The 22,259-nt window shown below is 49.6% G+C and carries 21 protein-coding genes; 1 reads left to right on the forward strand and 20 read right to left on the reverse strand.

Features of this window, described 5'->3' with window-relative positions; genetic code table 11:
- Positions 1 to 86: 86 nt before the first annotated feature.
- The 11 genes from ybeD to leuS all read right to left on the reverse strand — a co-directional run bounded on the left by ybeD (position 87) and on the right by leuS (position 12,039).
- Complete coding sequence (ybeD, locus tag K9N75_RS06580) at positions 87 to 350, reverse strand: DUF493 family protein YbeD (RefSeq protein WP_008812730.1); 264 nt, start codon at positions 348 to 350, stop codon at positions 87 to 89.
- Between the two features lie 109 nt (positions 351 to 459).
- Positions 460 to 1,671 (reverse strand): D-alanyl-D-alanine carboxypeptidase DacA, encoded by a 1,212-nt coding sequence (gene dacA, locus K9N75_RS06585; protein ID WP_008812731.1) that lies wholly within the window; start codon positions 1,669 to 1,671, stop codon positions 460 to 462.
- A gap of 163 nt (positions 1,672 to 1,834) precedes the next feature.
- The gene (rlpA, locus tag K9N75_RS06590; RefSeq protein ID WP_096081094.1) at positions 1,835 to 2,932 is read right to left on the reverse strand and encodes an endolytic peptidoglycan transglycosylase RlpA; all 1,098 of its coding nucleotides are present in this window, start codon (positions 2,930 to 2,932) and stop codon (positions 1,835 to 1,837) included.
- 8 nt (positions 2,933 to 2,940) lie between these two features.
- Positions 2,941 to 4,053: a peptidoglycan glycosyltransferase MrdB gene (gene mrdB / locus K9N75_RS06595; protein ID WP_224452386.1), complete on the reverse strand. Its 1,113-nt coding sequence runs from the start codon at positions 4,051 to 4,053 to the stop codon at positions 2,941 to 2,943.
- Positions 4,054 to 4,072: 19 nt separating this feature from the next.
- Positions 4,073 to 5,968, reverse strand: a complete 1,896-nt coding sequence (gene mrdA, locus K9N75_RS06600; RefSeq protein WP_039187147.1) for a peptidoglycan DD-transpeptidase MrdA — start codon at positions 5,966 to 5,968, stop codon at positions 4,073 to 4,075.
- An 86-nt stretch (positions 5,969 to 6,054) separates the two neighbouring features.
- Positions 6,055 to 6,525 carry a 23S rRNA (pseudouridine(1915)-N(3))-methyltransferase RlmH gene (gene rlmH / locus K9N75_RS06605; protein WP_004096425.1) on the reverse strand — a complete coding sequence of 157 codons (471 nt, stop codon included), beginning with the start codon at positions 6,523 to 6,525 and terminating at the stop codon, positions 6,055 to 6,057.
- Between the two features lie 3 nt (positions 6,526 to 6,528).
- Positions 6,529 to 6,846 carry a ribosome silencing factor gene (rsfS, locus tag K9N75_RS06610; RefSeq protein WP_008812734.1) on the reverse strand — a complete coding sequence of 106 codons (318 nt, stop codon included), beginning with the start codon at positions 6,844 to 6,846 and terminating at the stop codon, positions 6,529 to 6,531.
- Between the two features lie 175 nt (positions 6,847 to 7,021).
- Positions 7,022 to 7,684 (reverse strand): nicotinate-nucleotide adenylyltransferase, encoded by a 663-nt coding sequence (gene nadD, locus K9N75_RS06615; protein WP_008812735.1) that lies wholly within the window; start codon positions 7,682 to 7,684, stop codon positions 7,022 to 7,024.
- Positions 7,674 to 8,708, reverse strand: a complete 1,035-nt coding sequence (holA, locus tag K9N75_RS06620) for a DNA polymerase III subunit delta (RefSeq protein ID WP_008812736.1) — start codon at positions 8,706 to 8,708, stop codon at positions 7,674 to 7,676. The genes nadD and holA overlap by 11 nt, the downstream gene beginning before the upstream one ends.
- Complete coding sequence (gene lptE / locus K9N75_RS06625) at positions 8,705 to 9,442, reverse strand: LPS assembly lipoprotein LptE (RefSeq protein ID WP_020303876.1); 738 nt, start codon at positions 9,440 to 9,442, stop codon at positions 8,705 to 8,707. Before lptE ends, holA begins: the two co-directional genes overlap by 4 nt.
- Before the next feature lie 14 nt (positions 9,443 to 9,456).
- Complete coding sequence (gene leuS, locus K9N75_RS06630; RefSeq protein ID WP_008812738.1) at positions 9,457 to 12,039, reverse strand: leucine--tRNA ligase; 2,583 nt, start codon at positions 12,037 to 12,039, stop codon at positions 9,457 to 9,459.
- Between the two features lie 413 nt (positions 12,040 to 12,452).
- Between leuS and K9N75_RS06635 the strand changes: the two genes are divergently transcribed.
- Entirely contained in the window at positions 12,453 to 12,935 is a 483-nt protein-coding gene (locus tag K9N75_RS06635; protein ID WP_008812739.1) for a zinc ribbon-containing protein, read from the forward strand.
- Between the two features lie 54 nt (positions 12,936 to 12,989).
- Here the strand turns inward: K9N75_RS06635 and rihA (K9N75_RS06640) are convergent, their stop codons facing one another.
- The 9 genes from rihA (K9N75_RS06640) to corC all read right to left on the reverse strand — a co-directional run bounded on the left by rihA (K9N75_RS06640) (position 12,990) and on the right by corC (position 22,162).
- Positions 12,990 to 13,922, reverse strand: coding sequence for a pyrimidine-specific ribonucleoside hydrolase RihA (rihA, locus tag K9N75_RS06640; RefSeq protein WP_039187140.1), 933 nt, complete (start codon positions 13,920 to 13,922; stop codon positions 12,990 to 12,992).
- 11 nt (positions 13,923 to 13,933) lie between these two features.
- A complete protein-coding gene (gene rihA, locus K9N75_RS06645) occupies positions 13,934 to 14,884 on the reverse strand; it encodes a pyrimidine-specific ribonucleoside hydrolase RihA (RefSeq protein WP_061060288.1) in 951 nt (316 codons plus the stop codon).
- Between the two features lie 203 nt (positions 14,885 to 15,087).
- Positions 15,088 to 15,813, reverse strand: a complete 726-nt coding sequence (locus K9N75_RS06650) for an amino acid ABC transporter ATP-binding protein (RefSeq protein WP_008812742.1) — start codon at positions 15,811 to 15,813, stop codon at positions 15,088 to 15,090.
- On the reverse strand, positions 15,813 to 16,487 hold the full coding sequence (gltK, locus tag K9N75_RS06655; RefSeq protein WP_008812743.1) for a glutamate/aspartate ABC transporter permease GltK: 675 nt from the start codon (positions 16,485 to 16,487) through the stop codon (positions 15,813 to 15,815). Before gltK ends, K9N75_RS06650 begins: the two co-directional genes overlap by 1 nt.
- Complete coding sequence (locus tag K9N75_RS06660) at positions 16,487 to 17,227, reverse strand: amino acid ABC transporter permease (protein ID WP_004096447.1); 741 nt, start codon at positions 17,225 to 17,227, stop codon at positions 16,487 to 16,489. Before K9N75_RS06660 ends, gltK begins: the two co-directional genes overlap by 1 nt.
- Before the next feature lie 340 nt (positions 17,228 to 17,567).
- Positions 17,568 to 18,482 (reverse strand): amino acid ABC transporter substrate-binding protein, encoded by a 915-nt coding sequence (locus K9N75_RS06665; RefSeq protein ID WP_008812744.1) that lies wholly within the window; start codon positions 18,480 to 18,482, stop codon positions 17,568 to 17,570.
- A 533-nt stretch (positions 18,483 to 19,015) separates the two neighbouring features.
- Entirely contained in the window at positions 19,016 to 19,603 is a 588-nt protein-coding gene (locus K9N75_RS06670) for an MSMEG_1061 family FMN-dependent PPOX-type flavoprotein (RefSeq protein WP_008812745.1), read from the reverse strand.
- A 143-nt stretch (positions 19,604 to 19,746) separates the two neighbouring features.
- Entirely contained in the window at positions 19,747 to 21,270 is a 1,524-nt protein-coding gene (gene lnt, locus K9N75_RS06675) for an apolipoprotein N-acyltransferase (RefSeq protein WP_008812746.1), read from the reverse strand.
- A 7-nt stretch (positions 21,271 to 21,277) separates the two neighbouring features.
- Complete coding sequence (gene corC, locus K9N75_RS06680; RefSeq protein ID WP_004096455.1) at positions 21,278 to 22,162, reverse strand: CNNM family magnesium/cobalt transport protein CorC; 885 nt, start codon at positions 22,160 to 22,162, stop codon at positions 21,278 to 21,280.
- Between the last annotated feature and the right edge of the window lie 97 nt (positions 22,163 to 22,259).

Genomic DNA, 22,259 nt, shown 5'->3' on the forward strand with positions numbered 1-22,259 from the left:
AAAAGCGGCTCAATAAAGCAATCATGCCTCATCGAGCCGCTTAGCCTGCATACTTGATGCAGGGAGATAACGTTAAAAAACTGTAATTACAATACGGTACGTACGATTTCGATTTTACCCAGTTCTTCATACAGCGTTTCTACCTGCTCAATATGAGTCGCATTAATTGTAATCGCGACGGAGTGGTAGGTGCCTTTGCTGCTTGGCTTAACCTGTGGCTGATAATCACCAGGTGCATGGCGCTGCACCACTTCGACCACCTGATCGACCAGCTCAGGCTGCGCTAAACCCAAGACTCTATAGGTAAAAGAGCAAGGAAATTCGAGCAGTTCATTCAGTTTAGTTTTCATGTTGCGCTCCAGCATTTTGCTTCAATCTATAAATTATAACTCCCGCCGGAGCGGGAGTTATTGTTATTCATTATATGGGGATGAAATTTCCCGCTTTCAAGAGGCTGGATTAACCAAACCAACGATGGAACATCAGTTTGATATGGTCGATCATACGACTGAAGAAACCACCTTCTTGCACTTCGTTGAGCACCACTAATGGACGCTGTTCGATAGTTTTACCATCAAGTTGGAAGTTGATGGTGCCCACGACCTGATTTTTTGCCAGAGGCGCATCAAGTTCGGTTGAGTTCAGCGTGTAGCTTGCTTTCAAATCTTTCATGCGGCCGCGAGGGATTGTCAGGTAGACATCTTTATCGACGCCGAGCTGTGCGCGATCGGTATCACCAAACCATACTGGCTCAGAAGCGAATTCACGGCCAGCTTTCAATGGAGAAACGGTTTCGAAGAAACGGAAGCCCCAAGTCAGCAGTTTTTTACTTTCGCTTTCACGGCCTTTGCTGGTGTGCCCACCCAGTACGGCAGAAATTAAGCGCATCTGACCTTCGGTTGCAGACGCGACCAGATTAAAGCCTGCAGACTCGGTATGACCGGTTTTGATACCATCAACGTTCATGCTGGTATCCCACAGCAGACCATTGCGGTTCATCTGACGAATGTTGTTAAACGTGAACTCTTTCTCTTTGTAGATAGCGTACTCGTTTGGTACATCACGAATAAGAGCCTGACCAATCAATGCCATATCGCGAGCTGAGCTGTACTGCCCATCAGCATCTAAGCCGTGTACGGTCTGGAAGTGAGTGTTCTGCAAACCCAGAGCCTTAACGTAGTTGTTCATCAAACCAACAAAAGCGTCTTGACTGCCAGCAACGTAATCCGCCATTGCAACACAAGCATCGTTACCCGATTGCAGATTGATACCGCGGATCAGCAAAGAGACAGGAACGCGATCGCCTGGTTTCAGGAACATCAGAGATGAGCCTTTGAACACTGGATTACCGGTCGCCCAAGCATCTTGTCCAACGGTCACAACATCATTCTCAGTGAACTTACCGGCTTTCATTGCCTGACCAATAACATAACTGGTCATCATTTTTGTCAGGCTAGCAGGGTTTCGACGAGCGTCAGCGTTAGATTCCGCCAAAACTTTACCTGAGTTGTAATCAATCAGGATATACGCTTCCGCATCGATCTGCGGCACGCCTGGGATCATGGTCTTAAGATTAACGTCGTCAGCATGAACTACATTGACCATACCAATGGCGAGAAGGCTGCTGAGCGCAATGCGTTTTATCGAACGGGAAGCAAAATTGTATTTCATGATAGGGACTACAACATCCGTGAATAAAGTGAAAAAAACGAGCCACACTATAACAGAAGCCGATTTATCGTTCATACCCGAACAAGGCTTAATCGCGCCTCTTTACAGAGGCAATGTGTGACTAATTATTGCATACCCCACCATTTAGATGAGGTATGTATATTTACTGTGCGCTGGCAATAAACGATTGCTGCTGTGCTTCGCTGGCGAGACGCTGTTGTAACGCAGCGGCTTCTTGACGACTACTGAATGGCCCCAGTTGCACACGATACATCGCACCATTAGGTGATACTTTACCTGGTACGCCAAATTGTTGGCTTAACTTCTGCTGCCATTGTTGCGCACGGGCACCATCGCTGACCGCACCAACCTGCACCATAAATTTGCCATTGGCGGAAGCAGTCGTCGACGCTGCTACCGCAGCAGGGGCGGCAACCGCTGCCGGAGCCGGAGATGTGACCGGTTCAGTTCCTTCCAGTACGCCAGTGCGCAATGGCTGAGGTGCGCCCAAGAAACCGGTGCTGTTGCTTGCTGGCGCAGAAACCGGCATGTTGTCATCGCTATTCATGGTCGCAGGCGTTGGATTTGCCACAGGGCGTACGGCGACTTGAGTATCTGATGCCGATGGACTCATGGAAACCTGTGTGGTTTCTTGGCCAATCGTTGGGCGAGCGGGTAGGGCATAGCTCTGCTTCGCAATCGTGGTGCCAATCGTTCCTGGGCCTGACATCGTGCCGTCTGGCGCTACGCTAATAAAGTCGATACGGACTTTCGTATTATTTGAAATATTCAGGCGATCGGCTGCCGCGCGGGAGAGATCGATCACTTTACCCGCAGTGTATGGGCCACGATCGTTCAGTCGAACGACTAAACGGCGTCCGTTAGCTAAGTTGGTAACGCGTACGTAGCTTGGTAGTGGCAGCGTTGCGTGAGCCGCTGTCATGGCATTCGGATCGAACTGTTCACCGATAGCGGTCATGTTGCCGCCGTTCTCTTCCCCATAGGACGTCGCGTAACCCACCTGTGAGAAGTTAGACGGATCTTGCACGACTTTATATTGGGTACCGTTAACGCTGTAATCCTGACTGGTTGCCGGATTAAAGGGTTCATAGCGCGGTTCAGCACCGCTGATTTCCTCTACCGGGCCGTTATACGCAGGCTGCTGGGGAGCCGGGGTCTCGGTGGTTGTGGTGTTGGTACAGCCCGCCAGAAACAGACTGAGTAAACCAGCACTAAGCCATGATTTATGCGCCATTCGCATCGCGACCTCTATAGATTCTTAGATAACATTTTTCTGTGAGTATGGATCGACATTACGATACCAAACCCGGCCATAAGCACGATCAGGGCGGAACCGCCATAGCTGACCAGTGGCAAAGGTACGCCAACCACGGGCAAAATTCCACTCACCATGCCGATATTCACGAAAACATAAACGAATAAAATCAACATTAAACCCCCCACCATGACGCGGCCGAAGGTGGTTTGCGCTTTTGCCGCAATCATCAGCCCGCGCATAATGGTTAGCAGATACAGCCCAAGTAGAACGAGAACACCTACCAGACCCAACTCTTCAGCCAGTACGGCAAAGATAAAGTCGGTGTGACGCTCTGGTAAGAACTCCAACTGTGACTGGGTACCATGCAGCCAGCCTTTACCCCCAAACCCACCAGAGCCAATAGCGATTTTGGATTGGATAATGTGGTAGCCCGCGCCCAGTGGATCGCTTTCAGGGTCGAGCAGCATCATGACGCGAGCCTGCTGATAGTCGTGCATCAGGAAGAACCACAAAATCGGAATAAAGGCTGCAACTAAGACTACTGCGAGCAGAATCAAGCGCCAACTGAGTCCTGCAAGGAAGAGGATAAACAGACCGGATGCGGCAACCAAAATGGAGGTTCCCAGATCGGGTTGAGCTGCAACCAGCAGTGTAGGCATAAATATCAGAATCAGTGCAATGCCGGTATTTTTCAGCGATGGGGGACAAACGTCGCGGTTGATAAAACGAGCGACCATCAAAGGCACGGCAATTTTTGCAATCTCTGACGGCTGAAAACGGACAAAGCCCAGATCCAGCCAGCGCTGCGCCCCTTTACTAATCTGGCCGAAGGCATCGACCAGAATCAGCAAGATAACGCAGAATACATAAAGATAGGGCGCCCAACTTTCATATACACGCGGCGGTATTTGAGCCATAACCAGCATAACGCACAGGCCCATAAAGATCTGACCGATTTTTCGCTCCATCATGTCAACATCTTGCCCGCTGGCGCTCCACATGACAAAGGCGCTATAGGCCAGAATGGAGAGAATGCAGAGCAAAAAAGGCAGGTCGATATGCATCTTCGCCCAAATAGAACGTTTCTGTTGGTTTTCTGTCATGATTAGCCTGTATGCCTCATCAGTCGCCTTCAACGCCCGGAGGCGGCGCAGTTTCACTTGGGAGCGTCGTGTTGTTATCGCCGAGCATAATGTGGTCGAGAATTTGACGCACAATAGTCCCTACTGCGGGTCCTGCGCCGCCATTCTCCAGAATGATAGCCACAGAAACCTGAGGATTATCGTACGGCGCAAACGCCGTCATTAGCTTATGGTCGCGTAAATGCTCAGCCAAGGTATGCGCGTTATAGGTTTCATAACCAAAGACCTGTGCGGTACCTGATTTAGCAGCAATTTTATACGGCGCATTGGCGAAATACTTATGTGCCGTTCCGTTGGCGCGATTGGCTACACCATACATTCCATCTTTGGCTATTTCCCAATAGCCGGAATGGATATCGCCAATCTGTACTGATTCCTGCTGCTTATAAGGCACCAACTGTCCGTTGATGCGCGTGCTGTTCAGCAGGTGAGGTACCTTCATGTTTCCGTCGTTGATAAGCGTGTTCAATGCTTTAGACATCTGAATCGGTGTCGCTGTCCAATAGCCCTGTCCAATACCAACCGGAATGGTATCACCTTGATACCACGGTTTTTTATAGCGTTTCTGTTTCCATTCGCGTGTTGGCATTAGGCCAGAACGCTCTTCTGATAGATCGATGCCGGTGTACTGACCGTAGCCAAATTTGCTCAGCCATTCAGACAGGCGATCGATGCCCATATCGTAGGCAACCTGATAGAAGAAGGTGTCAGCCGATTCTTCCAGCGCTTTGGTGACATTCAGTCGACCATGCCCCCATTTTTTCCAGTCGCGGAAACGTTTTTCAGAGCCAGGTAACTGCCACCAACCCGGATCGAACAGGCTATAGTTTTTGGTTATCACACCCGCGCTGAGTGCAGAAACGGCAATATAAGGTTTCACCGTGGATGCAGGGGGATAGAGCCCTTGGGTCGCTCGGTTAATTAACGGACGGTTCGGGTCATTGAGTAGGCGTTGGTAATCCTTGCTGGAGATACCGTCGACAAAAAGGTTAGGGTCATAGCTTGGGTTAGAGACCATCGCCAGAATGCCGCCGGTGCGCGGGTCGCTGACGACCACGGCTGCGCGACTGCCTGCCAGCAGTTGTTCAAGATAACGCTGAAGATTTAGATCTAACGTCAGATAAATGTCTTTACCGGCCTGTGGTGGCTGCTCATGCAGTTGGCGTATGACTCGACCCCGGTTGTTGACTTCAACCTCTTCATAACCGGTTTTGCCGTGCAGAACATCCTCGTAATAGCGCTCGATACCTAGCTTGCCAATATCATGGGTTGCCGCATAGTTGGCAAGTTTGCCGTCTTTGTCTAATCGTTCTACGTCTTTATCGTTGATTTTAGATACGTAGCCGATGACGTGAGTCAGCGCGGAGCCATAAGGATAGAAACGGCGCTGATAGCCTTTGACTTCAAAACCGGGGAAGCGGAATTGGTTAACGGCAAAACGCGCCACCTGAACTTCATTCAGTGCTGTTTTCACTGGAATTGAGGTAAAACGGCGCGAACGTTTCCGTTCTTTCTGAAAATTATCTAAATCTTCGTCGGTGATATCGACAATAGGGCGCAATGCCTCAAGCTCAGCCTTTAAGTCTTCGACTTTTTCTGGCATGACTTCAAGCTGATAAATAGTGCGGTTAAACGCAAGTGGTGTGCCATTACGGTCATAAATCATACCGCGGCTAGGCGCAATGGGTACCAGCTTAATACGGTTCTCGTTGGAACGGGTTTTGTAATCTTCGAAGCGCAGAATCTGAAGATGGTACAGATTGAAGACCAAGATGCCAGACAGAATCAAAATGCCGAGAAACGCAACGAGAGCACGGCGAATGAACAGGGCGGACTCTGCTGAATAATCACGAAAAGGGTTACGATCTATTTTCATTCCATTCCGTCGTGTTCTGGGTGATGACTTGGTGAAAAATAACAAAACTCAACGGCGAAGCTTGAGACTATCGCCGTTGATACTGGCTATTCACGATGATACGGATGGTTCGTCGTGATACTCCACGCACGATATAGGCTCTCGGCGACCAGAACGCGTACCAGAGGATGCGGCATGGTTAGCGTGGATAACGACCAGCTTTGCTCAGCCGCAGCCTTACACGCGGGTGCTAGACCTTCTGGACCGCCGATAAGTAGGCTAACGTCACGTCCATCCTGCTTCCAGCGTTCCAACTGCGAAGCAAGCTCTGGCGTATCCCACGGTTTTCCGGGGATATCCAGCGTGACGATTCGGTTACCTTTACCCACCGCAGCCAACATCATTTCGCCTTCTTTTTCTAGAATGCGCTTGATATCAGCGTTTTTACCACGTTTGCCTGCCGGAACTTCAATCAGTTCAAACGGCATATCTTTAGGGAAACGTTTAAGATAGTCGGTAAATCCCGTTTGTACCCAGTCTGGCATTTTGGTGCCGACGGCGACCAGTTGCAGCTTCACCGCTTAGCTCCAGAGCTTTTCCAGTTCATACAGGCGACGACTTTCTTCCTGTAAAACATGAACAATCACGTCACCCAGATCAACAACGATCCATTCGGCGCCGTTTTCGCCTTCGATACGCGGAGGCAGCAGACCTGCCATACGTGCTTCTTGTACTACGTGAGTCGCGATTGAATGCACATGGCGGCTAGAAGTACCGGTGCAAACAATCATGCAGTCGGTGATGCTTGACTTGCCGGCAACATCAATCGCGATGATGTCTTGAGCCTTCATATCATCAATTTTATCAATAATAAATTCTTGGAGCGCTTTACCTTGCAAAGGTTCCCCCTCGGGTTGGAGCAGTATTGCTCGGAATAACGTTTTCAAATCAAATCGTTTATTCGGGCAATCAAATCTTTAAAGTTAGAACCACGACATATCACGTAACGAAATGGATTCGGTTGTGATATCGGTTCTGCGAAAATAGGCCGCGGAGTATAACACGCGACCAGAGCTAACGGTACAGCCCCTGCAATTCGATATAGCGTTGAACGGCACGCGGAAGTAGGTCATCACAACTGATGCCTTGGTGGCGGCGCTGGCGAATATCGGTAGCTGAAATCGCAAGTAGTGGTGTATCAGCGAGATAGATATAGCCATGGGGTTGTTGGCTAAGCCGTTTAGCGTCGAAAACCTGATGTTTCTCTAACCATTGCTGCAATTCTGGCGTATCTAACCGATCGGAGTATCCCGGACGCGCGCAGACCAGCAAGTGGCAATAGTGCAGGATTTCTTCCCAGCGATGCCATTTGTGTAATGTCAGTAGTGAGTCTTGGCCAATAATAAACGCCAGCGGTGCATTTGCACCTCGTTCTCGACGCACTTCCTCTAACGTATCAATCGTATAGGAAGGTATTGTGCGATGCAGCTCACGTTCATCAACGGAAAACAGCGGATTGCCTTGAATGGCTAATTCCACCATTTTGAGCCGTTGCTGAGCATTGGCCTCCGGCTGCGGTCGATGGGGTGGCACATGATTGGGCAGCAAAGTCACATTCTGCAAACCCACTTCGTTGGCCATGGCCGTCACTGGCTTGAGATGCCCGTAATGAATCGGATCAAACGTGCCGCCGAATAGCGCCGTTAGCTGCGTAGCGTTGGAACATTCATTCTGCATCTAGCATGCTCTCCGGCAATGATTTACCACACAGCAACAGCGTCAGTGATTCCAGCTCGCTCCAAACGGACTGACCATAATCTTGTTTCAGTATGACCTCGATGTGCGAGAGCAAAGCCACGGCCTGATAGAGCTGTTGTAAGCTGAGAAGCTGCAAGGCTTGTGTCATTGCGGGGCGACGATTTTGCCAAACCTTGTGTTGATCGAACAGATTACGTAGCGGTGTATGAGCCATCTGACTTTTTAACGTCAGTAGCAATAGCACTTCACGTTGTACGGTACGTAGCAGGATCACCGGTTCCATATCTTCTTGACGAAGCTGTTGCAGAATATGCCATGCACGTTTGCTTTTGCCTGCCAGAATGGCATCTACCCAATGAAATGGGGAAAAATGCGCTGCATCGCTCACGGCTTCTTCGACGCGAGGCAGTGTTAGCTTTCCGTCGGGATAGAGCAGTGAGAGGCGCTCTAAAGCCTGCGACAGCGCCAGTAGATTGCCTTCATAGCAATAGCAAATAAGCTGGTTAGCGGCGTCATCAAGTTGTAGGTTCATCTGTTTAGCGCGGGTAGCCACCCAGCGTGGTAGCTGAGCCTGCTCCGGTGTCTGACAGCTGATCATTGCTGCGTTTTGGCTAAGCGTCTTAAACCATCCGGCATTCTCTTGGGCTTTAGTGGGCTTATTTCCACGAATTATCAGCAACAGATCGGAATGTAAGAGCGTGGCGAGCTTAGCCAGTTGCTCACCAATGGCGGCATTAGCCCCATTTTCGGGCAAAGTTAGCGAGATAATTTGACGGCTGGCAAACAGGCTCATCGCTTGAGAAAGGCTAAAGATGCTTTCCCAATCGGTATGTGCGTCCAGCGAGAAACTGAAATATTCAGTAAAGCCTTGCTGCTGCGCCTGTTGGCGTATCAGATCAAGGCTTTCCTGCAATAGCAACGGTTCGTTGCCCATAACTAAATAACAAGCGCGCAGCCCCTCACGGAGCTGCGCGGCAAGTTGTTCAGGATAAACGCGAGTCATTGTGCGCTAATACTGCCTGTTGCGGTGGTGGTGTTAGCTGGCGTCGATGTGGTATCGGTGCTGACTGAATTGAAGTCATTTGCACTTTGCACTTTCGGTGCAGTCACTTCCGCGTTCATGCGATTGTCGTTGTTTTGCAACTCAGCGGCATGCACAGACAGCAGTTTACGTACCAGCTGTTGAGCCGCCTGATCGCGCATTTCCTGACGAATCATTTCCTGCTCGGAGTCTTTTGCCAGAGCGGTTAATGGGTTGTCGAAGAATGAACGATACACGCGAACGGTCAACGGATACAGATCGTGTCCACGAACCAATACCTGAGCACTAACGTTCAGCACCATTTGATATTCAGCCGTTTTACCATCTTTAAAGATAGAAACCGTTTCTTTTGACTCACTGCTACCAACAATACGCAGAGATGGCAGCTTATCTGAGCCATCCGCAGGTTTTGCGGCTGCTGCAGAATTATCTACGATACTGGTGCTGTTCGTTGATACTGGGTCTTTGCTGCTGTCATCGGCTTTAGGATCGACAATAGTGATACCGCTCAGGCGCAGCTGTTCACGAATAGAGCGTGACAGGGGGCCATAAGGATCGCTGGTGTCGAACGTAATTTTCTGGAATTCGGTCGGCACTGACGTGTTACCACGCAGATGGAAACCGCAGCCAGCGGTAAGCACCGCCAGCCCCAGAACCGCAATTTTCAACAACGACGTCATAGTACGATGTCGCACAATTCCTCCTCGGCTCAACCTACAACTAGGTTCAGCAGTTTACCTGGAACGTAAATTACTTTACGAATGGTCACGCCGTCGAGATATTTGGCGACCTGCGCTTCTTGTCCAGCCAGTTCGCGAACCTGTTGTTCAGTCGCATCGGCCGCAACGGTGATCTTGCCACGGACTTTACCATTAACCTGAACCACGATCAGCTTAGAATCTTCAACCATCGCTTTTTCATCGGCAACGGGCCATGGTGCAACGTCGATGTCGCCTTCGCCGCCCAGCGCAGTCCACATTTCGAAGCTAGCATGCGGGGTGAATGGATACAGCATACGAACGACGGCTAGCAGTGCTTCTTGCATCAAAGCGCGGTCTTGCTCGGTCTCTTGCGGAGCACGAGCCAGCTTATTCATGAGCTCCATAATCGCTGCAATCGCGGTGTTAAAGGTCTGACGGCGGCCGATATCATCGCTAACTTTAGCAATCGTTTTGTGCAGATCGCGACGCAGTGCTTTCTGATCTTCATTCAGGCCAGCTACGCTCAGGTCTACGCATGCGCCTTTTTGAGTATGTTCGTAAACCAGTTTCCAGACACGTTTCAGGAAGCGGTTTGCACCTTCAACGCCAGATTCCTGCCATTCCAGCGTCATCTCAGCCGGAGAGGCGAACATCATGAACAGGCGTACGGTGTCTGCGCCGTAACGCTCAACCATGACCTGAGGGTCAATACCGTTGTTTTTTGATTTGGACATTTTGCTCATGCCCGCATAAACAACTTCACGACCTTCGTTATCGACAGCTTTGATGATGCGGCCTTTCTCATCACGTTCAACGGTGACGTCAACCGGAGAAACCCAGTTACGTTCGCCGTTAACACCGGTGTAGTAGAACGCATCAGCCAGAACCATACCCTGACACAGCAGGCGTTTTGCTGGCTCATCAGAGTTTACCAGACCAGCATCACGCATCAGTTTATGGAAGAAGCGGAAGTACATCAGGTGCATGATGGCGTGTTCGATACCACCGACATATTGATCGACCGGCAGCCAGTAGTTAGCGGCTTCTGGATTCAACATGCCTTCATTGTACTGTGGGCAAGTGTAGCGAGCGTAATACCAAGAGGATTCCATAAAGGTATCGAAAGTATCAGTTTCACGCAGCGCTGGTTGACCGTTAACGGTGGTTTTTGCCCAATTAGGATCGGCTTTGATTGGGCTTGTGATCCCATCCATAACCACATCTTCAGGTAAAATAACCGGCAGTTGATCTTCTGGCGTTGGAATAACGGTACCGTCTTCCAGAGTGACCATCGGAATTGGCGCACCCCAGTAGCGTTGACGAGAAACCCCCCAGTCACGCAGACGATAATTTACTTTACGCTCACCAACGCCTTTTTCGACCAGCTTGTCGGCAATGGCGTTAAAACCAGCTTCGTGATCCAGTCCGTCAAACTCGCCGGAGTTGAACAGTACGCCTTTCTCAGTCATCGCTTCTGCATGGACGTCAGGCTGGCTGCCGTCTAGGCTCAGAATAACCGGTTTGATCTGCAGACCGTATTTGGTCGCGAACTCCCAGTCACGTTGATCGTGAGCAGGAACGGCCATAACAGCGCCAGTACCGTATTCCATCAGAACGAAGTTTGCGACCCATACCGGCAGCTTTTCGCCCGTCAGTGGGTGGATGGCAAACAACCCCGTCGCCATGCCTTTTTTCTCCATCGTTGCCATTTCTGCTTCGGCAACTTTGGTATTACGGCATTCATCGATGAACTGAGCCAGTTCTGGATTATTAGCGGCGCCTTGCTGTGCCAGAGGATGCCCCGCGGCTACAGCAACATAGGTGGCACCCATAAAGGTGTCAGGACGCGTAGTATAAACGGTGACTTTTTCGTCGCTGTCGGCAACATCAAAGGTAATTTCGACGCCTTCTGAACGACCAATCCAGTTACGCTGCATGGTTTTGACCTGCTCAGGCCAATTTTCCAGCGTGTCCAGATCGTTTAGCAACTGATCGGCATAAGCCGTGATTTTGATGAACCACTGTGGAATTTCCTTACGCTCGACTTTGGTGTCGCAGCGCCAGCAGCAGCCATCAATAACCTGTTCGTTAGCCAGTACGGTCTGGTCATTAGGGCACCAGTTAACGGCAGAGGTCTTTTTGTAAACCATGCCTTTTTCGTACAGCTTGGTGAAGAACCACTGTTCCCAACGGTAGTAGTCAGGATCGCAGGTCGCGATTTCGCGGCTCCAATCATAGCCGAAGCCCAGCAGTTTAAGCTGGTTCTTCATGTATTCGATGTTGTCGTAAGTCCACGGAGCAGGAGCTGTTTTATTCTTAACCGCAGCGCCTTCAGCTGGCAGACCGAACGCATCCCAACCAATGGGTTGGAGCACGTTTTTACCCAGCATGCGTTGGTAACGGGAAATCACATCACCGATGGTGTAGTTACGCACGTGACCCATGTGGAGTCGGCCGGATGGATACGGGAGCATGGAGAGGCAGTAGTACTTCTCTTTGCTTGCATCTTCGGTAACCTGAAAGGTTTTCTTTTCATCCCAATGGCGCTGGACGTGTGATTCTATGTCCTCTGGACGATATTGCTCTTGCATGGCTGCTGAGGGTCCTGTTAGTAAAAAACAGCTATACCCTTCGTCTTTCAAGCCGCAGCGGTGTTGGCTGCCTTCACTTCCCCTAGTCACTTAGTGACCTAAGCTCTTAGGGATTCGCTCCGTTGCCGCCTTGCTGCAACTCGAATGACTTTGGATATACACCGTACTTTTAGTAAAGATGGCTTTTTTGACAATATGTCATCAATAGTGATCGGCATAGAATAGCCGATAAGCGCGGCGTGCAACAACAGCTAGCGCCCCTCAGAATCGCTTTTCTTTATCATAAAGGACAAAAGCGTCACGCTGAGATGCCGATCACAGGCTAAAGATCACGGCGACTCAGGTATTTACGGCTAAAATAATTGACTGTAGGTTAGACTAAAAGAAGCATTCACGTCACGCGGAGATAAGGTATGAACAAGGTTGCTCAGTATTACCGTCAATGGGTCGCGGCATTAACCGAACGATTGAAAAACGGCGAGCGTGATATTGATGCGCTGATTAATAGTGCCGAAAAACAATTGAACAAGGCCGAAGATTTGACTCGTGATGAAGTGGAGCAGATCAAACGGGCGGTGCGTCGCGATCTGGAAGAGTTTGCTCGCAGTTACGAAGAGAGCAAAGACGAGCTTAGCGACAGCGTCTTCATGCGCGTCATTAAAGAGAGCCTCTGGCAGGAACTGGCAGATATCACCGACAAAACCCAGTTGGAATGGCGTGAAGTGTTTAAAGATGTAAGCCATCACGGCGTATACCACAGCGGTGAAGTGGTTGGTTTAGGCCATTTAGTCTGTGAGAAATGTCATTACACGCTAGATTTCTACACGCCGGAAGTCCTGCCCCTGTGTCCGAAATGTGGGCATGACCAATTCCATCGCAAACCTTTCCAGCCGTAGGGCTCGTTAAAAGTCATCCCCAATATTCTGGGGATGACTAACGTTATGACATGCTTAATAGCGCGCGACTCTTTCCAGCAACAAATCCACAAATCCCTTACGGTCAACGCTGAGTAATACTTCCGTATTGGGCGTATTTCCGGTGAGATTGTAGACGTCAGCCACGGTCATGCCGGTGGTGTATTTCCCCTGAGTTTCAACGCCAACCCAATAATGGGCAGAGGTAAACAGTTCAGGTTTCAACAACCATGCCACCACGCATGGGTCATGCATTGCCGCGCCGGGCAGTTTACGTGGCCCGCTGAGGTAAAGCGGCAGATAGAAATCGAGCATCTCGGCAACGGCTTTTGCGACTGGATTATTAATAGCACGGATCTGTTCGACTTCATCGGCCATCACTAACGCTTGATGTGTCATATTGAGACCGGCCATTACCAGAGGCACACCAGACTGTAAAACAATCTCTGCGGCCTCTGGATCGACAATGATGTTGAACTCAGCCGCCGGTGTGGCATTACCGCCGTCGATTCCACCGCCCATAAATACGATGCGGGAGATTTTCGCTTTCAGCTCAGGATATTGCGCCAGCAGTAGCGCTGCGTTGGTCATTGGCCCTGTAACCACCAGCGTGATGGCACTTTCTGCTTCGCGCAGGATTTTTGCCATTAGTTCGACGGCGTTGAGCTTATTAGGTTTGATGCTGAGCGATGGCAACTTGGTGGTTCCCATCCCTGTTTCGCCGTGAACGTGATCGGCAATCATCAGTTTGCGCATTAGCGGTTGGCTGGCTCCACCGGCCACCGGAATATCGGTGCGCTGCATTAAAGTGAGCAAGCCTAAGGCGTTATGCAATGTCTTTTCTGGGGTTTGGTTACCCGCGGACGTGGTTACGGCTTTGATATCCAACTCTGGCGAATGGAGCGCCATAGCGAGTGCAATCGCATCATCGAGGCCGGGGTCACAATCGAAAATGATTGGGGTGGACATGTTTTATCTCCTTAGCGAGCCAGATTGGCGTAGGCCGCGCCGATACGTTCGACCAGTAAATCAACAAATGCCTGACGGTCGACGTCCATCATGACCGTAGTATTAGGCTGGTTAGCGGTGAGAGAGTAATAATCCACCACGGTCATCCCCTGTGTGTATTTGCCCTGTGTTTCCACGCCCACCCAGCGATCGACACAGGTGAAAATATCCGGCTTGATAAGCCATGCAATGGTGCAAGGGTCGTGCAGTGGTGCGCCTTGGAATCCCCATTTTTCCTGTTTGTGATATTCCATAAAGAAATCCAGTAAATCCGCGACGACATCTGCAACCGGGTTACCTAGGTGGCGGAATCGCTCGATATCTTCACTCATAATTTGGGCGCGATGAGTTACGTCCAGCCCAGCCATGACAATGGGTAAACCGGATTGAAAGACGATTTCAGCGGCTTCAGGATCAACGTAGATATTAAACTCAGCGGCGGGGGTCCAGTTTCCTAGCATCGCTGCACCCCCCATGATGACGATACGGCTGATTTTGGCGTGAAGCTCTGGATGCGACGTCAGCAGCAGCGCAATGTTAGTCAAGGGGCCTGTTGCGACCACGGTGACGGGCTGCTGGCTCGCCCGCAACGTCTGAGCAATCAGCTCTACGGCGTTACATGTTTGTGGGGCAAAGTTCGGTTCGGGGAGATCAGGTCCGTCTAATCCGCTTTCGCCGTGTACATTATCGGCAATAATCAGTTCGCGCATTAGCGGTTTTACTGCGCCACCCGCGACGGGAATATCGCTTCTTTGCAGTAATGTCAGAATGCGTAGAGCATTACGCAACGTTTTGTCTGGTGTCTGATTACCGGCAGAGGTTGTGACAGCTTTGAGCTCAAGCTCTGGTGAGGCAAGAGCAAGGATCAACGCGATAGCGTCATCATGGCCTGGGTCGCAATCAAGAATAATAGGTAAAGACATTAGGTAAGACTCCTGTCATTAGCGGTTTTTATTGTTTGAGCGTTATTGTGTGACCAGCTTAACGTGCAGAAGAAATTTGGAATAGAAATAGGAGCTTAAAGCGTGAGGTAATGCGCAATCCTACAAAAATGTAGAAATTGCGCACAAAATCATTTGTTCACCAAGGCGTTCGTTAACAACGTCATTCGTTAAGCAAAAAAATGCTAATGAATAATTTTGGCCAAGAAATCTTTGGCGCGTTCGGATTCAGGATTATTGAAGAAGTCGTCTTTATTGCGATCTTCTACGATTTTGCCTTCGTCCATAAAGATCACCCGATGCGCGACTTTGCGAGCAAAGCCCATTTCATGCGTCACCACCATCATGGTCATCCCTTCTTTGGCGAGTTCCACCATCACGTCGAGCACTTCGTTGATCATCTCTGGATCGAGCGCCGAGGTGGGTTCGTCAAATAGCATTGCAACAGGATCCATGCACAGCGCACGGGCGATAGCCACACGTTGCTGCTGGCCGCCGGAGAGCTGGCTTGGGAATTTATCTGCGTGCGAAGAAAGCCCAACGCGTTCCAGCAATTTTAGTCCTTTGCTCTTAGCCGCGGATTTTTCGCGCCCGAGAACTTTCACCTGCGCCAGCGTCAGGTTTTCGATGATCGACAGATGAGGGAACAACTCAAAGTGCTGAAATACCATTCCGACCTTTGAACGTAGTTTGGCTAAGTCAGTGCGCTTATCGTTAACCTGAATGCCGTTAACGGTAATCTCACCTTTCTGAATGGGTTCAAGGCCATTAACAGTTTTAATCAAGGTAGATTTACCTGAACCCGAAGGGCCGCATACCACCACCACTTCGCCTTTTTTCACTTCCGTGGAGCAGTCTGCCAGCACCTGAAAGTGACCATACCACTTAGAAACATTTTTCAGGGAAATCATCAAACAGTCCTTTTTTTCAAGTAATTAACCAGCGCAGACGCTGCAAGGCTGATAATAAAATAAACAAAACCGGCAAATAGGATCATTTCTACCTGCGTCCCATCTCGCTCACCGATGGTTGAGGCGGTGCGGAAGAAATCGGCCAAGCTAAGTACGTACACCAGCGACGTATCTTGAAACAGCACGATCCCTTGAGTCAGTAACAGTGGCACCATAGCGCGGAACGCCTGCGGTAGGATCACCAAGCGCATTGATTGCCAGTGGGTCATTCCTAGCGCAAGTGATGCACCAGACTGACCTTTGGAAACGCTTTGAATACCGGCTCGAATGATTTCCGAGTAATAGGCCGCCTCAAACAAGGAAAACGCTACCATGGCTGAGATAAGCCGAATATCAGTTTTTGGTGATAAGCCTAGAACTTGTTGTAATAAGCTAGGCACAACTAGGTAGAACCACAGCAACACCATCACCAGCGGTACGGAACGGAATAGGTTAACGTACAGGGTGGCAAACCAGCTGATGAGCTTGAATGATGATAGACGCATCACTGCCAAAATAGTGCCCCAGATAATGCCGAACACCACGGCGATAAGCGTAATTTTCAGCGTAATGACCATGCCGTTCATCAGATACGGCAGGCTGGGAACAATAGAGCTCCAATCAAATTCGTACATTATTTGCTCCCCATATTCCCTGGTAGCTGGATCTTGCGTTCAACAAAGTGCATCACCAGCATGATCACGGCATTAATGGCAATGTAGGCTAGCGTAATTGCCGTAAAGGACTCGTAGGCATGCGCAGAATAGTCCAGCAGTTTGCCGGCTTGAGCCGCCATGTCGACAAGACCAATTGTTGAGGCAATGGCCGAGTTTTTAACCAGATTAAGCATCTCGGAGGTCATTGGCGGGACGATGACACGATAGGCGTTAGGAAGTAGGACGTAGCGATAGGTTTGTGGCAGCGTCAGCCCCATCGCTAGACCGGCATTTTTCTGTCCACGCGGCAGCGACTGAATGCCTGAGCGCACCTGTTCGCAGACGCGAGCGGCGGTGAATAGGCCAAGGCATAACATCGATGAAACAAAGAACTGTACGTTAGGATCGAGCTCACTCTTGAACCACATACCTAGATCGGCGGGCAACAGTTCAGGGATGACTAAATACCAAGTAAAGAACTGCACGATCAATGGCACGTTACGGAAGAGCTCGACGTAACACATCCCAATGGTCGAGAGAAAACGGTTCGGAACGGTTCGCAGGATCCCGAAAATCGATCCCACGAAGAACGCGATAATCCAAGCGCAAATGGACAGGGCGACGGTGACCTGAAAGCCCGACCAGATCCAGCCCAAATACGTGGTGTTGCCGAAAGGCGCCGGTTGCAAAAATATGCCCCAGTTCCAGTCTATAGACATAGATAACTCCCTAAAGTGATATACGGCTGGCGCTTATCAGATTTTAGGTTTGATAGGCGACCGCATACACGAAAGATTGGCGACAGTAACTTTTGATTTGAAGACAAGACAACTGCGACGAGAGAGGGGGAGGGAACGATCTCCCCCTTTCTGCCTGCCCAAAGTTTTGTCAGCAATCTATCGCCTATTGACTGGATGCTACGGCTATACAACAGCATTCGTTCACCTTAACGACTTGTTTACACAAGTTTATCGGGTGCCGCTGATTGCCAGCTTTGCCGCCACTCCAATGAATTTGGCGATAATCCTCTTTATTCTTAAATCGTGCAGAGGCTATGAGTTACTTAGCAATTTGGTCGTTTGGTGCTTTAAATAGAGCCTTCATATCGTCAGAGAGTGCGAAGTTCATGTTCATATTTTTTGGTGGGATAGGCTGATTAAACCAACGCTCATACGACTTAGCCGCTTCGCCAGAGGTTTGTGCTTTGGCAATGGTTTCATCCATCAGCTTTTTGAATGCAGGATCGTTTTTACGCAGCATACAGCCGTAGGCTTCGTGCGATTGCGGTGTGCCAACGATTTCCCACTGATCTGGTTTCTTCGCCTTCGCGCGCTCACCGGCCAGCAGAGCATCGTCCATCATAAACGCCACCGCACGGCCGCTTTCCAGCGTACGGAAGGAGTCACCGTGATCTTTGGCACTGATGATGCGCATTTTCATATTGTCTTTTTCATTCAGCTTATTCAGCAGAATTTCAGACGTGGTTCCTGATGTCACGACTACCGGTTTGCCAGCCAGATCTTTGAAATCTTTAATGTCGCCGCCTTTCTTCACAAGCAAGCGCGTACCGACAACAAAGATGGTATTTGAGAAGGCGGCCTGTTGCTGACGTTCCGCGTTATTGGTGGTGGAGCCACATTCAAAATCAAAGGTGCCGTTTTGCAGCAGAGGGATGCGGTTTTGTGAGGTGATTGGCAGCATTTTTACCTGTAAATTAGGCATGTTCAGCTGTTTTTTCACCGCATCCACGATTTGGTTTGAGTAATCCTGAGAGTAGCCAACCACTTTCTGAGCGTTGTCGTAGTAAGAGAAAGGAACAGACGATTCGCGGTGACCAACAACGATCACGCCGTTGTTTTTAATCTTTTGCAGGGTGTCTGATGTGGCTTCACTTTTCTGATCGTCAGCGGCATGAACCATAGTGCTCGACATACCGATCAGCAACATTGATAACGCCAGTTTGCGCATTTGCATTCGCGTACTCCTTCGATTGTTGTGCTACAAGTTTTATCCCCTTCATACTTCACGTTGTATGTGCGTTAGCTCTCCCGCTTACCCTGTTGGGTCCAGCGCTTTGCGCAGTGCAAGAAAGCTGACGTTTTGTCGTACAACTCAAAATATGTGGGTATATAGGTTTTTGTTTTATAAGTTTTTTGCTGATTTATTATCAGCTTGCACTTGGGTGCCGGAACGACGGCGCTTTAGTACATTTACCCGACTGTCCAGATTCTTTGCTTCTCGTGAAGCGAGCGAAAAACATCGCTACTTGATAGCAAAATAGCCTAATGTAATTAAAATGATATTATTATGTTTATAATTTGAGACATAAACCGCACCATTTAGTGGCATAAAATTCGCGATGCACAAAAATAATGCACTTAATGCATCAAATTTGTGCAATCGTACTCGCCAATGACTGCTAACCAGCGGTTTTGGGTTTTTATGCTGAAATTACTGCAAGAGGTGTGCCAGAAAATGAGGGCTCACAGGGGAGCCCTCGGAAGATATCAGTCGCGGGAAGGGGCTTGGGATAGGGCAATGTGGGCGTGGGCTATTTCCATAATTGAAGGAAGCGATTTGGGATTAATATGACGCTCAGTGTCCCACAGTCCGCCAAAGGTCACTGCTCGACCACAGTGAATGAAAGCTTCTTCCACGTTTATGACCAGCACACTACGTGCTGCATTTTCTTGCACGTAGAATCGCTTACACAAATCGGGATCGACGCTGATTTGGGCGGTGCCATTGACGCGAAATGCTTCGCTCCATCCTGGTATTAAAAACAACAACCCAATCGTTGGGTTATGTAGCAAATTGCTAATACCATCTAAACGATTATTGCCGGGCAGATCGGGCAACAGCAGTGTTTTCTCATCCGCAACCTGTACAAAACCTTCATCGCCGCCTTTGGGGGAGCAATCCATGCCTTTTTCGCCAATGGTAGAAATCACCACAAACGGAGAGGCTTCAATAAGCTGGCGCGCATAGCTATCAATGTGATCAATCTGCTTTTGCAGCACCATCTTATTGGGCTGAGCATAGTGTTCACGCAATTTTTGCTCATCGGCAATGATAAATTCAGGGTTTAGCTGCATAGCTTTCTCATTAACGGCAGGGAAATTGGCGGGAACATTAACAGTAGTGAGTGTGATTCGCAATCATGAGGTGAGAGAGGGCTTCTCTCTGCCTCCCCTAGTGAAAAGGGGAGGCAGAGAGAATGAGCGTATCGAATCGGAGATTAGCGGCGTTTACGTCCAGCAATCAGCGCAACACCCGCCATGGCAAAGGTAATGATCCATAATGGAATGGAGCCAAAGAGAACATAAGGCGTGATGCCAGTGGTTGGTGCGACATTCACTTCCAAGACCTTACGTTCAAACTGTGGGATTTCAGCGATGACATTACCTGATGCATCTACCGCAGCAGTCACACCGTTGTTAGTGCTACGCAGCAGTGGGCGCCCTAACTCCAGCGCACGCATACGAGCCATTTGGAAATGCTGCCACGGGCCGATAGAGTGTCCAAACCAAGCATCGTTAGACACGGTGAGCAAGAAGTTGGTATCAGCACGGAAATTAGCTCGCACCTGTTCACCCAGCACGATTTCATAGCAAATCGCCGCAGTGAGTTTATAACCCTGAACGCTAAGCTGTGGCTGGATGTAATCACCGCGGCTAAAAGCTGACATCGGTAGATTAAAGAACGGCGCTAGTGGTCGAAGCAAATCTTCCATTGGTACAAACTCGCCAAACGGTACTAGATGGTGCTTGTTGTAACGGTTTTTGCTCGGATATACATAAGGCTCTTTTTCCCCCAAGACGATTACGGTGTTGTAATAAGTCGGGCCATAATGGGTCATTCGCTCATCAACAATGCCGGTGATCAGGCTGCTGTGGTGCGAGCGGAAAAGGGTATCGAGCATTGTCAGGAATTGATTCTGATTTTTCTCAGTGTCTGGAATAGCAGACTCAGGCCAAATAATAATTGGAGCCTTGCCCAAGTAAGGGCGAGATTCGTCGAGATAAGCCTGTAACGTCGTGATGAGCGCGTTCGGATCCCACTTCATTGATTGCTCAATGTTGCCCTGAACCATCGCGACATTGACGGCCTTATCGGTCTGGTTCTGATACCACTGAATGCCACGCAGCGGCCAAGGGAGCAGTAACAACGCGAGAGCGACAATGGCTGGCGCTATTTTGCGCAGCGATAGAGCAAGTACAAACAATCCACTGATGATCATCAGTAGATAGGTAATGGTATCGACACCGGCAATAGGAGCCAGTCCTTTCAGCGGACCGTTGATTTGGCTATAGCCAAACTGCAACCATGGAAAGCCAGTTAAAACCCAGCCGCGCAGGAACTCGGTAAGCTGCCACAGCGCAGGTGCCGCAATGGCTAAACGCCAAACGTTGGTGGTGGGCCAAAATCGGTTAAGCAAACCAGCAAACAGCATTGGATACAACGCAAGATAGGCGGCTAGCAGTACTACCAGAGACATGCTGACCGGCGTTGGCATTCCACCAAACTGTTCGATACTGACGTAAACCCAGTTGATTCCGGTGCCAAATAATCCCATTCCCCATAGGAAGCCCAATCCAACGGCCTGCTTAGTTGTGCGATTAAGGGTAACGGCAAGTAGGCCAATCAGCGAAATTAGCGCTGCGGGCCAGAAATCGTAGGGGGAGAACGAAAGGGTGCCAGCGGCACCCAATATGAGCGCCAGTAAGGCGCGAACCCACTGGCGTTGAAGTAATGAACACATGTTGTTATTAATCTTCCAGATCCAATTTCGGTTGAGGGGACTCATCCGGGATTTTGACATGAACCTGTATAATGCGTCGACTATCGGCCATGGCTACTTTGAATTGGTAACCATCGATGTCAATGGTTTCGCCACGAGCCGGTAAATGACCAAACGCCTGCATCACCAACCCCCCCACGGTGTCCACTTCTTCATCGCTGAAGTGGGTACCAAAGGCTTCGTTAAAGTCTTCAATCTGAGTCAGCGCACGCACGGTGTACATATGACGGCTGATCTGGCGTACGTCGCGATCTTCAACTTCATCATATTCATCATCGATTTCCCCTACGATCAGCTCGAGAATATCCTCGATGGTGACCAAGCCGGAGACGCCGCCAAATTCATCGATGACGATCGCCATATGATACCGCTGTGAGCGGAACTCTTTGAGCATACGGTCAACACGTTTGCTCTCTGGGACAACGACCGCAGCGCGGAGCACTCTATCGATGCTGAAGGGTTCGGAATCACTGCGCATAAACGGCAGCAGATCCTTAGCCATCAAAATCCCTTCGATGTGATCTTTATCTTCGCTAATCACTGGGAAACGAGAGTGCGCAGAATCAACAATCACGTCCAGACACTCTTCAAGCGTCTGATTACGTTTCAAGGTGACCATTTGGCTGCGTGGGATCATGATGTCACGAACGCGTTGCTCGGCAATATCCATCACGCCTTCCAGCATGTCACGGGTATCGGGATCGATCAGGTCGTTTTGTTCGGAATCACGGATCAGTTCAACTAAATCTCCACGGTTTTTCGGTTCACCGTGAAATAGTTGGTTGAGAATCAGAGAGAAAAAGCCCTTTTTGGGACTGGGGCTATCGTTGTTTTGTGAATGGTCGTCGCTCATGGCGTTAGTGTGTGGTTACCTATAATTAATGGTCAATATACCCTGCATGTTTAAAGTCATATCAGGATATAACAATAGTGACCGCGCATTTTACGTG

Origin of the sequence: Hafnia paralvei, from assembly GCF_020150375.1 — a bacterium.
Taxonomy (GTDB): domain Bacteria; phylum Pseudomonadota; class Gammaproteobacteria; order Enterobacterales; family Enterobacteriaceae; genus Hafnia; species Hafnia paralvei.